This is a genomic window from Psychrobacter sp. APC 3281, assembly GCF_030407815.1.
Lineage (GTDB): Bacteria > Pseudomonadota > Gammaproteobacteria > Pseudomonadales > Moraxellaceae > Psychrobacter.
The window spans coordinates 37,337-52,194 of sequence record NZ_JASDCS010000013.1; the positions used below are offsets into that span (position 1 = coordinate 37,337).

Annotated in this window: 12 protein-coding genes; 5 read left to right on the top strand and 7 right to left on the bottom strand. The window is 43.1% G+C overall.

Features of this window, described 5'->3' with window-relative positions:
- Positions 1 to 119 precede the first annotated feature (119 nt).
- Positions 120 to 1,463 carry a trigger factor gene (tig, locus tag QL886_RS11945; RefSeq protein ID WP_290178869.1) on the bottom strand — a complete coding sequence of 448 codons (1,344 nt, stop codon included), beginning with the start codon at positions 1,461 to 1,463 and terminating at the stop codon, positions 120 to 122.
- A 534-nt stretch (positions 1,464 to 1,997) separates the two neighbouring features.
- Positions 1,998 to 2,651, bottom strand: a complete 654-nt coding sequence (rdgB, locus tag QL886_RS11950) for an RdgB/HAM1 family non-canonical purine NTP pyrophosphatase (RefSeq protein ID WP_290178870.1) — start codon at positions 2,649 to 2,651, stop codon at positions 1,998 to 2,000.
- Between the two features lie 552 nt (positions 2,652 to 3,203).
- On the opposite strand from rdgB, the gene QL886_RS11955 reads away from it, so the two are divergent.
- Positions 3,204 to 3,833, top strand: a complete 630-nt coding sequence (locus QL886_RS11955; protein WP_101205324.1) for a superoxide dismutase — start codon at positions 3,204 to 3,206, stop codon at positions 3,831 to 3,833.
- Positions 3,834 to 3,968: 135 nt separating this feature from the next.
- On the opposite strand, the gene QL886_RS11960 is transcribed toward QL886_RS11955, so the two are convergent.
- From QL886_RS11960 to QL886_RS11975, 4 genes are all read right to left on the bottom strand, one after another.
- Complete coding sequence (locus tag QL886_RS11960) at positions 3,969 to 4,709, bottom strand: SDR family oxidoreductase (protein ID WP_290178871.1); 741 nt, start codon at positions 4,707 to 4,709, stop codon at positions 3,969 to 3,971.
- Between the two features lie 284 nt (positions 4,710 to 4,993).
- Entirely contained in the window at positions 4,994 to 5,770 is a 777-nt protein-coding gene (locus tag QL886_RS11965) for a hypothetical protein (protein WP_290178873.1), read from the bottom strand.
- Complete coding sequence (locus QL886_RS11970; RefSeq protein WP_290178874.1) at positions 5,770 to 6,588, bottom strand: DUF72 domain-containing protein; 819 nt, start codon at positions 6,586 to 6,588, stop codon at positions 5,770 to 5,772. Before QL886_RS11970 ends, QL886_RS11965 begins: the two co-directional genes overlap by 1 nt.
- A 71-nt stretch (positions 6,589 to 6,659) precedes the next feature.
- A complete protein-coding gene (locus QL886_RS11975) occupies positions 6,660 to 7,745 on the bottom strand; it encodes a polyprenyl synthetase family protein (protein WP_290178875.1) in 1,086 nt (361 codons plus the stop codon).
- 825 nt (positions 7,746 to 8,570) lie between these two features.
- On the opposite strand from QL886_RS11975, the gene fadB reads away from it, so the two are divergent.
- The 4 genes from fadB (at position 8,571) to QL886_RS11995 (ending at position 13,856) form a co-directional block, all read left to right on the top strand.
- Positions 8,571 to 10,730, top strand: a complete 2,160-nt coding sequence (gene fadB / locus QL886_RS11980; RefSeq protein ID WP_101205329.1) for a fatty acid oxidation complex subunit alpha FadB — start codon at positions 8,571 to 8,573, stop codon at positions 10,728 to 10,730.
- 230 nt (positions 10,731 to 10,960) lie between these two features.
- Positions 10,961 to 12,133, top strand: coding sequence for an acetyl-CoA C-acyltransferase FadA (gene fadA, locus QL886_RS11985; protein WP_191114290.1), 1,173 nt, complete (start codon positions 10,961 to 10,963; stop codon positions 12,131 to 12,133).
- Between the two features lie 284 nt (positions 12,134 to 12,417).
- The gene (locus QL886_RS11990; protein WP_101205330.1) at positions 12,418 to 12,993 is read left to right on the top strand and encodes an isochorismatase family protein; all 576 of its coding nucleotides are present in this window, start codon (positions 12,418 to 12,420) and stop codon (positions 12,991 to 12,993) included.
- Between the two features lie 233 nt (positions 12,994 to 13,226).
- Positions 13,227 to 13,856, top strand: a complete 630-nt coding sequence (locus tag QL886_RS11995; protein ID WP_290178876.1) for an HD domain-containing protein — start codon at positions 13,227 to 13,229, stop codon at positions 13,854 to 13,856.
- A 94-nt stretch (positions 13,857 to 13,950) separates the two neighbouring features.
- Here QL886_RS11995 and asd read toward each other — a convergent pair whose 3' ends face one another.
- Positions 13,951 to 14,787: an archaetidylserine decarboxylase gene (gene asd, locus QL886_RS12000; RefSeq protein WP_290178877.1), complete on the bottom strand. Its 837-nt coding sequence runs from the start codon at positions 14,785 to 14,787 to the stop codon at positions 13,951 to 13,953.
- Between the last annotated feature and the right edge of the window lie 71 nt (positions 14,788 to 14,858).

Below are 14,858 nucleotides of genomic sequence, written 5' to 3' on the forward strand. Positions count from 1 at the left end.
CTGATTTTATCTAGTTAGCGAACGCCATAAAAAATGCGCCCCCGATCAAAAGGTCGGGGGCGCATTTTAGTTTTGATAACCGACTACAGCATATCTAAAAAGATAGCTTGTCGTATCAATTACATTGCTTGCTGCTGTTGTTGCTGAGCAGCTAGCAAGTCTTGGTAGCTAACTTCTTTGTCAGTTACTTTACCTTGAGCGATCAAGTAATCTACTACTTGGTCTTCTAGTACTACAGACTCAATGTTAGCGCGCTGCTGCTTGTCATTGGTGTAGTACTCGATAACTTCTGCTGGATCTTCGTAGTTTTCAGCGGCTTCTTTGATGAAGGTTTCTACACGCTCTTGATCTACTTCTAGGCCTTTAGTATCGATAACACGGGCAACGATGATGCCAAGACGGGCAGCACGCAGTGCTTGCTCTTCAAATAGCTCATTTGGTAGCATGTCTTTATCGAAGCTATCAGCATTTGCGCCGAACTGCTGAGAGAAACGTTGCATCATCATGTTGCGTTGACGCTCGATTTCTTGCTCTAGCATAGCGTTTGGTACATCAAACTCGTTCTTTTCTAGCAATGCGTCAAAAGTCGCTTGCTTAACTTGGCTACGCGCAGCGTTTTTGATTTCGCGTTCCATGTTTTTGCGTACGTCTTCTTTCAATTTCTCAACGCCGCCTTCTTTCACGCCGAATAGCTCAAGGAACTCTTCGTTGATTTCAGGTAGCTTAGATTTTTCAACCAATTTTACGTTGATTTTGAACTGAGCTTCTTTACCCGCTAAGTTTTCAGCTTGGTAATCTTCTGGGAAAGTGACGTCGATTACTTTTTCTTCACCAGCTTTCATGCCTTTGATACCAGCTTCAAAACCTGGAATCATTTGGTTGCTACCGATAACTAGTTTGAAGTCTTCAGCAGAGCCGCCTTCAAATTTTTCGCCGTCGATAGAGCCTTCAAAGTCAAAAGTCACTTGGTTGTCTTTCGCAGCCATGCCCTTTTTCTCAACGAATTCTTCACGTTGCTTTTGTAGGTTTTCGATCATGGTGTCAACGTCTTCTTCACTCACTTGTGCAGTGTGACGCTCAACTTCGATCTCATCGATACCTTGTACGTCTACTTCTGGGAAGATTTCAACAGTGGCTTGATATACCAAGAAATCGTCTTCAAGTTTTACGTCGTCGATGTTAGGCATGCCAACAGCACGGATATCTTCAGATTTGATCGCTTCAAACACAGTATCACGGATGACATCGTTGATAACTTCTTGTTGAATGCCAGCACCGTACTGAGAGCGGATGTGTGACATAGGGACGTTACCTTTACGGAAACCGTCAATCTTGGCAGTTTTCGCAACTTGGCGAATACGGCCTTCAACTTTGTTTTGAATTTTTTCAACGGGTACTTTAACCGTTAGCTGGGTTTCTTTATTAGATAGCTTGTTGGTTGTGACTTGTAAATCTGTAGCCATGTTAATTACACCTTTAGGATTAAGTAGTACGTTTGATTAATGAAATAGTACTTAGGGTTAAATTGTAATAGACAGACCGCGCCTCAAATTACGGGCATGTACGACGGGCTGCCGTTGAAATAAATAGGGGATAGCGATAGTGCACAACGTCAAATTCAGTGCCAGTAGCAATCGCCGCTGATACCAAAAGGTGAACCTGTTGAGGTTGTCCATGCTATCAAATATCGATAATAAACCGTTAATGCACCGCATAATAACGCTTTTTGGTGAATTATACAGCCAAATAACGGATTTCAACAAAATTTTAAAAGTAGAACAGTATAATCTATCTGTTTATTAAAGTAAAAATTATCTCTTTGATGGCATGTTTCCTTATGTTGCTTACTCTTGTATGACTTAATTTTATATAAAGAGTTAGCCATATTCATAATCAATAAATAAGATAACGGACAAGAAACAGCGATAAGGTTGCAAGCGCATTATGAGCATTGAGCGCGCTTACGGATAGTTATGGATAGAACAGCTATAAAGCACTTATAAAGGTAGCTGCGCCAATAACTGCTGGATTGCCTGACCACGATGGCTGATACTGTTTTTATCAGCAGCGCTCAGACTAGCCGCACTGGCTTGCAAGTCAGGTAACCAAAACAATGGATCATAGCCAAAACCGCCGTCACCATGCGCTGTCTCTGAAATCTCACCATGCCATAATCCTTGGGCGACAATCGGTAGCGGATCATCGGCATGACGCACCATTGCCAATACGCAAACGAACATACCTTTGATCGGAGTATCCGGCTCTGCTGCGCGGATAGGCTGCAAGTCAGCGATGAGCTTGGCGTTATTTTTACTATCGTTGCCGTGCTCACCAGCGTAGCGAGCAGAGTAGATACCTGGCGCATTACCTAGTACAGGCACGCACAGTCCTGAATCATCAGCGATAGCAGGAAGTCCACTGATACGGCTGGCATGACGGGCTTTGATAATGGCGTTTTCTACAAAGCTTAAACCATCCTCGATCGCATCTTCAATATCAAGCTGACCTTGCGGGACAATCGTCACGTCCAAGTTCGCTTCAGCAAATAGTCGTTTAAACTCAGCCAATTTGCCTTTATTGTTACTAGCCAGTACCCATCGGTTGGCTGTTGTTGGGTGGGTAGCATTTAACGAGGTATCAGCAGTACTCATAGAGTCAGTCCATTATATTAAAATGATGAAAAATTATTATTCGCGTGGGTTTTATTTATCTTCGGTAGCGTTAATCGGTAAATTATTTGTCGATTTAATTGGTTATGCTAATAATGATAACGCATGAGTTTGGAGGGAGCGCAATTACTGCTTAATAAATAACCAATCGCTATACAGATTGTACGGGCTATAACATTTGGTAACTGATATTATTGGTCACTATTGCTATAATAGATACCAAGCTACAGTGAATTATATCTTATAGCTTGTGAATATTAAGTTAATAAAAGTCTATAAAGTCAGACACTTGGCTTTTTGGCAAAGAATAATAGCAATAAGTAACCGCTAGGTTAATTTTGGATTCATAATGATACGTGATATTGTATTGAGCAGTACCGTGTATCAAGCGATAAAGTTCATTTCAAACAATAAACTCAGCCAATTTAGTCCGCTATTTTATAGTGTTTTTTGCGGTGTAAAAATAGCGTAAAATTCAGTTTCTATAAGCAAGTTTTTATAAACTAACGGCTAAACAGCAAGGATAAAATAATTATGTCAAACATTACTTTACCAGACCTACCATATGCAAAAGATGCACTAGAGCCACATATCAGTGCCGAAACGCTAGAGTATCATCATGACAAGCACCATGCTGCTTATGTAAACAAGCTAAAAGACATGTTGCCAGGTTCTGGTCTAGAAGACAAAACATTGCCAGAAATCATCGTAGCGACTGCTAAAGATGACAGTAAGCAAGGTATGTTCAACCAAGCAGCTCAAGTATGGAACCACACGTTTTATTGGAACTGCATGACGCCAACGAACGGCGGCGGCGAACCTACTGGCGATCTAAAAGCAAAAATCGAAGAAGATTTCGGTAGCTACGACAAGTTCCGTGAAGAGTTCAAAAATGCAGCGTTGACTCAGTTTGGTTCAGGTTGGGCATGGCTAGTTGCTGATAAAGTCGGTGGCAAATTGTCAATCGCCAAAACTGCTAACGCTGACACCCCACTTGCACATGACCAAGTAGCTGTATTGACTTGTGATGTATGGGAACACGCGTACTATGTAGATTACCGTAACCGTCGTCCTGACTATGTTGACACGTTCCTAGACAAGCTAGTGAACTGGGACTACGCGAACGCAAAATATAAAGGTCAAGATGCTGGCGTTGAAGAGTAATCTTTAACGACTAAGTATTTGATTGAAAAAAGGACACCGCGAGGTGTCCTTTTTTTATGTGCTAGCTTTCTATATAGCTATCTATTTCGATATCTAATCAAAACATATTTTTGATAGAGCATCGCCATTACGATATTAGGCGATACCGCCGTTTGCGCCGATATTTTGTCCAGTAACCCAAGCTGCTTCTTCACTGACCAAAAACGCTACCACACGAGCGATATCAACTGGTTCACCGATACGGTTAAACGGTGACATGCTAGCAAGTCTCTCTACCGTGTCATCCGATTTACCTTGATGAAATAGTTCAGTGTCCGTAGGGCCGGGAGATACTGCATTGACCGTGATGTTACGCGCGCCGACTTCTTTGGCAAATATACGGGTTAGCTGATCGACCGCGCCTTTGGTCGCACAGTAGGTGCCGTAACTAGGTAGCAGCATGCGAGTGGTTGTGCTTGAGAGATTTACGACACGACCACCGTCATTGAGTTTAGTCGCAGCTTCACGCAATGTATTGAACGTGCCTTTTACATTGATAGCAAATATACGGTCAAAGTCTTCGTCGGTGGTCTCGGCAATAGGTTTATTAATCATTATGCCTGCGCTATTGACCAGAATATCTGGCTTACCAAACGCACTGATAGTGGCATCAAACATTGCTTCGACTTGTTTGGCATTACTGACATCTGCTTGCACAGCGATGGCTTCACCGCCTGCGGATTTAATCTGACTTACGATATCATTGGCTGCTGAATCATCATTTGCATAATTAATGACGGTTTTAGCTCCTGCTGCTGCGAGCAATAGGGCTATCTGTGCGCCGATACCTTTTGATGAACCGGTTACAATCGCGACTTTATTTTTTAGTGTTGTCATCGATACTTTCTCCAATAGTATAAGTGAATATCAGTACGCTTATATTGCGTTTTGACTGATGTCTCTTGATTAGTAGGATATAAGTTACCAGTGTGCAAAACGAATAAGTAGAGCGATTCTGTATGCTTGTTTTGGATAAATTTATCTATTGTGTCTATGCGGATGTAAAGCATAGAGTTTAAGAGGTTGGCGTGGAAAGTTAGTCTCTAGCTATTGAGAGTTTGGAAGAAAAAAGGACACGGCACGGTGTCCTTTTTTTTAGCTTTAAATTTGATTAAAAGAAATTACCAATATTCAGCACCGAAAATCTGATTATCTCCTAGTGAGTCCATTGAATCATCTGTTATTTCACTGGCTTTTTCTATCAATGTTTCAAATAACTTCTGCTCTTTAGGATTCAAACAATATCTTGTAATAACAGTTTCATAGTCAGCAGGGTAATATAGAATTGCTAAGTAATGGAGACAAATCTTTTCTTTTTCATAAGATAATATAAGCTCAAAGCTAGATCCTGACTCTACCCCATGTAGATACAAGTAGTCTCCTACTTTACATTTTTCGAGGTCTTGAACGTTTTCCCAAGTTGACGCCAAATTATCTTTATATTTTAGAAAATAGGGTACATAGACACTTTCTGTTTCATGAATATTGACAAAGTAATCAATTAGCCTTGTACGACTCACAACCTGAAAGTCAAAAAAATACTCACGACTCTCGTAGTTTGAAGTGGCATTGTATAAATCACCTTCTAATACATAAGATTTTAGGATTTCAGAGGGTCTTTTGTCGTACCAACCATTAAGCTCTGAATGTGGTGGTAGCCATAAAATGTATACTTTTCCTTCTTTAGCATAGTTTTCGTTTTCATCAAGTTTTATAGAGTAGGTTTTACCTACTTCTGGTAATAAGCCTTCTAGCGCTATCACTTCTTCCCAGCTTTCATCCCAGCATAATTTTGACCACTGCATCGTTTGCAAAAGCTGAATAGATTTTTCGTGCTCATTTTCTGGTTCTTTATGAGACCGAAAAAAATCAAATAAGTTCGCTAAGTTTATCGACATCACAAAACCTCAAACCCAAAATTACCCAACGCTTCTCGCAGCATCGCGATATTATAATAAGCATGGGCGTTGACGGTGTTCTGAAAGAAGATATATAGCGTATCAAAATGCTGACGCTGATTAGCAATCGCTTGTGCCCAGTCCTGCATTTCTGTCTCGCTATAACGATAGTCATGGCGATCAGCCGCACTCATCGCATCCCACCAGTTTAGATTATTGCCGTGCATACGCAGATAGCCAGTGCGCTCAGTGAATATCAACCGTGACGGTGGCAACCCGCTGACTTTGGGGTAATCTACGCTGCACCAAATCAAGCCTTGCTGCCGAAAGCTATCGACCACTTGCGGCGTGTGCCAAGCGTTATGACGAAACTCAATGGTGAGTGGGTAGTCTTGAAACCAACTGACAAGCTCTGCTAGATAAAGGCGATGCTCACGAGTACGATCAAAGCCGTGTGGGAACTGAAGTAATAATGGCGCTAAAGCATTTGCTTCGATAAGTGGAGATAAGGCGTTTAGAAATGCCTGTGCGTGCTCAGCAGTGCCTTTGCGAGCGTGGGTAAAGTCTTGATGCAATTTGACGGCGAACTTCAACTCGCTTTCAGCTTGTACATAAGCTTTATCAACCATCCCAGCAAACGCTTTCTGTCCGATGGGCGCATAAAAGGTGCTGTTGATTTCGACTGCGCCATATTGTTTGGCGTATTCACGTAAGAAATCGGTCTTTTTGGTACCGGTGGGATACAGCGTACCGAGCAAATCGGTATCGCTATAGCCACCAGTGCCAAGATAAATGCGCGGGGTAGGGGAACTATCCATGTTGACCACTCACTGCCGTTTTGGGTAATGAAATTTACTACGATATCTGTTTTCAGCTGCTATTCGACAAGCTAATTTTTACGCGACCAGAGCCATTCAATCAGTGCCAGTAACGCATCATTATTTGTGCCAATGACATCTTCATTGTCGCTAAGCTCACGACTATGTAGTTCATGAGAAATGGCTGCACGTCCGTCATTAAACAGTGATTGCGCATAGCTGGTCGCTTGATCAACACCCATCAGTTTTACATAGGTAGATTTGTCTAGTTTTTCATCGCTACCCGCAGGCTTACCAAGCGTATCAGTCGTCATCGTGACGTCTAGCACATCGTCTTGGACTTGAAAGGCGAGACCGATATGTTGCGCGCACTCCTGTAGTGCCATGCGCTGCGGAGCAGTTGCACCAGCACAGACGCCGCCCATGAGCATCGCCGCTTCAATCAATGCCCCTGTCTTATCACGATGAATGGCTTCCAAATCATTCTGCGCGATATTGGCACGGGCTTCGGCATTGAGGTCTAGCATTTGACCCGACACCATACGTCTGGCGCGCGGCGCAAATATAGCCATGAGCTGACTTGCGATAATTGCATCAAACGGCGCAAAGGTTGGCATCTCCGCAGTTAGTACTTCAAAGGCTAGTGTCTGCAATACATCTCCTGCCAGCAGAGCCGTCGCTTCATCAAAGGCAATATGCGCAGTCGGCTGCCCACGGCGCAGCTCATCATCATCCATACAGGGCAAATCATCATGCACTAACGAATAAGTATGCAGCAGCTCTACCGCCAATGCAGCACGGCGAGACATATCATAGTCTGAGTCGTTTTCTAGTAGTGCGTCCAGATCAGCATCGAGAGTATCGATGTCATCAATGTCATCATTAGGCTCATCTGTACGTTCATTATTACTGCTATTAATACTGGCAAAAGCGCTGGCAACCATCAGTGGGCGTACCAGTTTGCCTTGACCCGTCATGACATAGCGGCAAGCATCCACTAGCGGGCTAGGGAGCTTGGCATAAGCGAACAAGACTTCGATATCTTGCGCCAATTGCTCGCGTACAGCCCCATGAAACTGCTCAGTGCTTTGAAAAGAGACAAAGTTAGAAGGGATAAAGCCAGTAGAGGTAGTGCTAGAAGTAAGGGAAACAGTCATAATCCAACCATTTATCAGGGACACAGTAAAACTTATTAAGGATAAGGTAAAAACGCTATTAGTGTAGCATGATAGGTCATATCGCTTATGTGACACACGGTATCAATTGATTATTTTTTGCGTTTTTCTACCAAAGTCTATTCGAAAGTTGAACAGTTTTAGCTGCAATATAACGACAAGATTTCGTTACCGATGGATGATGTCACTCTCTGGTTGAATATGTTCTGATAAAAGAGCAAGCTAGGCTGGCACGTTAATTTTATTACAGTAGAAAAATGGTACTGAATAAGTAGCGCTGACAAACTGGTACTTAAGTAGTGGCATAAATGAAGTCAACAACACGAAATAAATCTAAATTAACAACTCAGTATACATTTATTCACTAAAACACTTTTATCGTAAGGTAAATGCCTGCAAGTGATTTAAGAGTGACTTGCGAGTATGGTATTAGCTTGTGACAGTTAGGGGCATAATCCCCTACACTAATTGACGTGAAAATGGTCTGATGGTGACCCTACTGGGTTTTTTCTCAGGATGTTCAATCGTCGATACCGAGTGTTAGACCAAGTCTCAGTCAATATTTTGAACATCAGTACTTGCAACAGCAGTATATAAATGAAGCGTCATATGACGTCATGCAAGAGACGCAAAATACGTGCATCATGATGAACGCTGGATAATAAAGACATCTTCACTTGTGAGCTGGTTATATGTTTGTCTTTATAACATGACAAGCGCACAGTGCTATTACCCATTTTACTAACAGTAACTGGCTATTTATTTTAATTCAAAACGTAGCTTTCGTTATATAGAAAGGAGTTTCAAATGGTATACCAAGGAAATCGCATCACGGTGACAATGCTAGAGGATGGCATCGCCAACATGCAGTACAACGCCGAAAATGAGAGCGTGAACAAATTTGATGCCGAAACCAACAAACAGTTTGGTGAAGCAGTTAGTGCGTTAGAAAAAGCCGACAACGTAAAAGGTCTTATCGTTACTTCAGCCAAAGGCGTGTTTATCGCTGGTGCTGATATCACAGAATTCGTCGGTTCTTTCAAAAAATCAGAAAGCGAGATCAAAGATTGGGTCGTTCATGTTAATGACGCTTTCAATCGTTTTGAAGACCTACCATTCCCTAAAGTTGCGGCTATCAATGGCGCGGCGATGGGCGGCGGTTGTGAAATGACTTTGGTTTGTGAATACCGTGTCATGAGTGACAAAGCCATCATCGGTTTGCCAGAAACTCAGCTAGGTATTTTCCCAGGTTTTGGTGGTACAGTTCGTAGTACGCGTATCATCGGTATTGATAACGCGCTTGAGCTGATCGCGACTGGTAGCCCAAAGAAAGCATTGGCAGCATTGAAGCTAGGTTTGGTTGATGCGACTGTACCTGCTGATGACTTGCAAGATGCAGCAATTGACCTAGTCAAAAAATGTATCTCAGGTGAGCTTGATTGGAAAGCAAAACGTGAAGAAAAACTGGCTCCAGTTAAGCTAAACCAGCTTGAGCAAGCGATGGCGTTCAACAGTGCCAAAGGTGCTATTTTCGCTAAAGCCAATCCTAAGCAATACCCAGCACCAGCAATCGCTATCGAAACGATTGAAAAGCACGTTAATTTATCACGTGACAAAGCAATCGAAGTAGAAGCTGCTGGTTTTGCTAAAGCCGCTAAGACGCCACAAGCAGAAAGCTTGGTTGGTCTATTCTTAAACGATCAGCTAGTCAAAAAACTGGCTAAAAAACACAGCAAACAAGCACATGACATTAGCGAAGCCGCTGTACTAGGCGCTGGTATCATGGGTGGCGGTATTGCTTATCAAGCAGCCAGCAAAGGCTTGCCAATCATCATGAAAGATATCAAGTCTGAGCAATTAGACCTTGGTATGGGCGAAGCGAGCAAACTGCTTGGCAAAATGGTAGAACGCGGCAAGATGACTCCAGCAAAAATGGGTGAAACCTTAAGCCGTATCCGTCCTACTTTGAACTACGGTGACTTTGCTGAGACTGATATTGTAATCGAAGCGGTCGTAGAAAATCCAAACGTGAAGCGTGCGGTACTAAAAGAAGTAGAAGGCTTGGTAAAAGATGATTGTATCCTAGCGTCAAACACCTCGACTATCTCTATTACGTTCCTAGCAGAAGCGCTTGAGCGTCCAGAAAACTTCGTTGGTATGCATTTCTTCAACCCAGTACATCGTATGCCATTGGTAGAAGTTATCCGCGGTGAGAAATCATCTGAAGAAGCTATCGCGACTACTGTTGCCCTCGCTTCTAAAATGGGTAAAGTGCCTGTAGTAGTTAACGACTGCCCAGGTTTCCTCGTAAACCGTGTATTGTTCCCATACTTTGGCGCGTTTGACTTGCTGCTTAAGCAAGGTGCTGACTTTGCTCATGTCGATAAAGTTATGGAAAAATTCGGCTGGCCAATGGGCCCTGCATATCTAATCGACGTGGTCGGTCTAGATACAGGTGTACATGGCGCAGCAGTAATGGCTGATGGTTTCCCTGATCGCATGAAGCCTGATTATAAAGGTGCGATTCAGCATCTATATGACAATGAGCGTCTAGGTCAGAAAAACGGTATCGGTTTCTATAAATACGAAATGGACAAGCGCGGCAAGCCAAAGAAAGTTGCTGATGAAGCCACTTACGAGTTGCTAAAAGCCACGACTGACAGTGAAAAGCAAACCTTTGACGATCAAGCAATCATCGATCGCACTATGATTGCCTTCTGTAACGAAACCGTTCGCTGCCTAGAAGACAACATCGTAAGCACCCCAAGCGAGGCTGACATGGCAATGATCATGGGTGTAGGTTTCCCTCCATTCCGTGGTGGTCCTTGCCGTTATGTCGACCAAATGGGTCTAGATAACTACTTGGCACTATGTGAAAAATACGCACATCTTGGCAAAGCTTATGAAGCGCCACAAAAGATTCGCGACATGGCAGCCGCAGGCGAGACTTTTTACGCAACAGCGTAATAGTCAGTCATTACTAGGATGAAGTGCAGTACGTTTGCTATTTTGCATGAAAGCAATTGAGACATGAGTCGTCTCCAATAGCGAACGTACGATTATAGTTGGTTCAGTTTAATGCTAGTACGAGTAAATCAAGCGCAAATGTACCTATTGTACTTTGAGTGGGATTAACAAGGTAATAGTCGTAAATTGGGCTGACTACACTGACAATAAAAATTGAAAAGGAATATGGTATGACAATTTTAAGTCCAAAAGATGTGGTCATCGTAGATGGCGTACGCTCGGCAATGGGCAAGACCAAAAACGGTATGTTCCGTCATGTACGTGCTGATAGCATGTCAGCGGAACTAGTACGTGCGCTAGTAGAACGTAATGACTTTGACACCAATGATATTGAAGACATTATCTGGGGTTGTGTCAACCAGACGCTAGAGCAAGGCTTGAACATCGGTCGTAACATCGGTTTGCTAGCTGGTATCCCAAAGACTGCTGGTGGCCAAACGGTTAACCGTCTATGTGGTTCTTCTATGCAGGCGCTACATACTGCCGCTGCACAAATCATGACTAACCAAGGTGATGTATTCATCATCGGTGGTGTTGAGCATATGGGTCACGTAGGCATGATGCACGGTGTTGATTTGAACCCTGCTGCTTCTAAGCACTATGCAAAAGCGTCAAACATGATGGGCTTGACTGCTGAAATGCTAGGCCGTATGAACAACATCACGCGCGAAGAGCAAGACGCGTTTGGTCTTGAGTCACATCGCCGTGCATGGGCTGCAACCACTGAAGGTCGTTTCGACAATGAAATCATCGGTATCGAAGGTCATGATGCTGCTGGTCGTCTGCAACTATGTACTGTTGATGAAGTAATTCGTCCAGACGCAACGATGGAGCAAATGCAAAAACTACGTCCAGCGTTTGATCCAAAAGGCGGTACAGTAACAGCAGCAACGTCATCTGCATTATCTGACGGTGCGTCAGCGATGCTAGTAATGAGCGCACAAAAAGCCAAAGATCTAGGTCTAAAGCCACGTGCCCGTATCCGTAGTATGGCTGTTGCTGGTTGTGACGCTGCTATCATGGGCTATGGTCCTGTACCTGCGACTCAAAAAGCATTGAAGCGTGCTGGCATGAGCATCGATGACATGCAAACCATCGAGCTAAACGAAGCGTTTGCTGCTCAAGGTCTATCAGTATTGAAAGGTCTGAACCTGTCTGATAAGCAAGACATCGTTAACATCAACGGTGGTGCCATTGCTCTAGGTCATCCACTAGGATGTTCAGGTGCTCGTATCACAGTGACATTGCTAAACGCAATGGAGCAGTCAGATACTGAAATCGGTCTAGCGACAATGTGTATTGGTCTTGGCCAAGGTATCGCTACTATTATTGAGCGTGTTTAATCTTATTTATATAAACAAGATTATTTGAATAATAAATAAGTAGCTACTCGCTAATAAAAAACCTCTAGTCATCATGGCTAGAGGTTTTTTTATGGTCAAATTAATAGTTTGCCAGTTAGTAAATCACAGAGTCGAAAAACACAGTATTACGGCGATTAAAAATTATCTCCATTGACGCATTCATGAAACTATGACTAAATAAGAGAAAGATGAACCATGGCACTGTTTATGATAATTCTAAAATAGTTTTTAGTTGCAACTGTCAGCCGTACAAGGAGTGTACTATGTCTACTATGATTAATGATCGCACCTATCGAATCGCTCGTGAGAATACCCAAGCGATGATTGTTGATGTGCAAGAGCGCTTAACGCCGCATATCTATGACCACGAAAATATCGTCAAAAAAACCGTTACCTTGATTAAAGGGCTGCAAGCGCTCAATATTCCAATCATGCTCAATGAACAATATAAAAAAGGCTTGGGCGATACCTTACCAGAGCTGCGCGACGTACTTGAAGGAGATAATGCCAAGAGCTTTGAAAAGGTTACCTTTAGTGCCTGCGATAATAATGATTCATGGCACCATCTAGCGCAGCAGAACCGTAGTACTGTTCTGCTTTTTGGTGCTGAAGCTCATGTCTGTATTATGCAGACGGCACTAGATTTATTGGACAATGGTATGCAGCCTGTCATTATTGGGGATGCAGTGGGTTCTCGTTTTCCTTACGACAAAAAGCAAGCCATTCGCCGTATTCGCCGTGCAGGTGGGGTGATCAGTACTGTCGAATCAATCTTATTTGAACTGTGCCGTAGCAGCGAAGATCCTGCGTTTAAAACCATTATTAATTTGATTAAGTAGGCGGTTAAGGTTTAGGTGCTCAAAGACTTGGATAAATGTCAATTTAACCATTTATCTTCTAACTTATAATAGATAGCGCTTGGTAAAATAAGCGCTATTTTTTTGATAGCGATAATAGCTTTTTAATCATTGCTAGATATCAAACTAACTATAATACCTTGAGCAATGAAACTTAAAATCGCTAGAACTTATAAGCGTTAAAACCAATAACTAGAGAAAGCCAGAGAAAATCAATGTCGCAAGCCAGCTCTATATCACTCACTCATTCCGAATCTACTTCACATATCGATATCGATGATGTCACTCACTTCTTATTGGAGTTAGATGCGCTCAAACGCGTGAATCGCCGCAGCTATGTGACACAGACCACTCGCAAAGAAAACTCTGCCGAACACTCTTGGCATTTAGCAATGGCCTGTTGGTCGATTGCTGAATTATTTGCGCTAGACGTCAATCATGAAAAGTTGCTGAAGATGGCGTTGGTCCATGATTTGGGTGAGATTGATGCTGGAGATACTTTTTTGTATGCTGATACGCGTACTGATGCACACGTCGAAGAGCGTGCAGGCATTGTCAGATTGCAACGTGAGCGAGGCAATGGCATTAGTGATTTGAGTGAGGTTTGGGAAGCGCAAGAAACAGGAAATAGCAAAGAAAGTCAGTTGCTCAGAGTCGTTGATCGCTTATTGCCGTTTTTACTCAATCTAAATACTAACGGTAAAACGTGGATTGAGCTTGGCGTTACACGCTCGCAGGTGGCAGGTGCGCATGCATTTATCAAAGACAGCTTTCCTCCTATCCATGATTGGCTCTCACATAATATTGCATACGCAACTCAGCAAGGCTGGTTGATTGATGCGTAAATCTGCATAAGTAACAGGCATAAAAAAAGCCCGATTAAGCATTATGATTCACGCTTAACTGGGCTGATATTTTCAGTACTCTTATACAGGCGTGTTATTGAGCGTTTGCCATTCCTAGCAATTGACCCATTTGCACGACGCCGTTGGCTTGCATACTATCTAGCCAGTCAGCCTTTGCTGCTTTTGGTAATACTACAATAGCCGTTGAGCCCAAATAAAAGCGTCCAAGCTCTTCGCCTGCTGCAAACTGCATATCATGATTAGCTTCTTGTATGTCGTCGGTACGAGCGATCTTGCCAGTGGCAACAGTTTCAATACCAGCGACGATCATAGCGCCAACCATCACAACAGCTGCTTTTCCGTATTTGGTATCAAACATACAGACCAGACGCTCATTACGTGCAAACAAGTCCGGCACGTTAGCCGCCGTAGTATTGTTGACCGAAAACAGTGTACCAGGTACATAGCGAGTCTTGGTCAATGTGCCAGTAAACGGCATATGCACACGGTGATAATTGCTAGGTGCTAAGTAGATAGTTGCAAAACTACCATCAGCAAAATAACTGCCATCTTCACTATCAGCAAGCAATTGGCCGACATCATAGTGACGACCTTTTGCCTGTAGCAGTTTGTGATCTTCGATTTGTCCTAGCTGAGAGATAATACCGTCCGCAGGGCTCACGATACCATTTGCCGTGGCGTCGATGGTACGAGCGTCTTCTTTTAACTCGCGGGTAAAAAAGTCATTAAAACTTTCATAAGCGTTGAGGCTTTGGCGTTCGTACTCGTCTAAGCTGATATTATAAGCTTTGGCAAAGCTACGGATAAAGGTGCGTTTGACATAAGGGTGGCGACTGGCGGCCAAACGTCCAGCGACTTTACTGAGCTTTTGCTGCGGCACAAGCTGTTGTAAGGTGGTAAATACATTCATAATAAGGCTACCAAAATAAGGTGTAATGTAATAGGGGCGTGTTGGAAATTCGACTATGGCACTGACAGTGG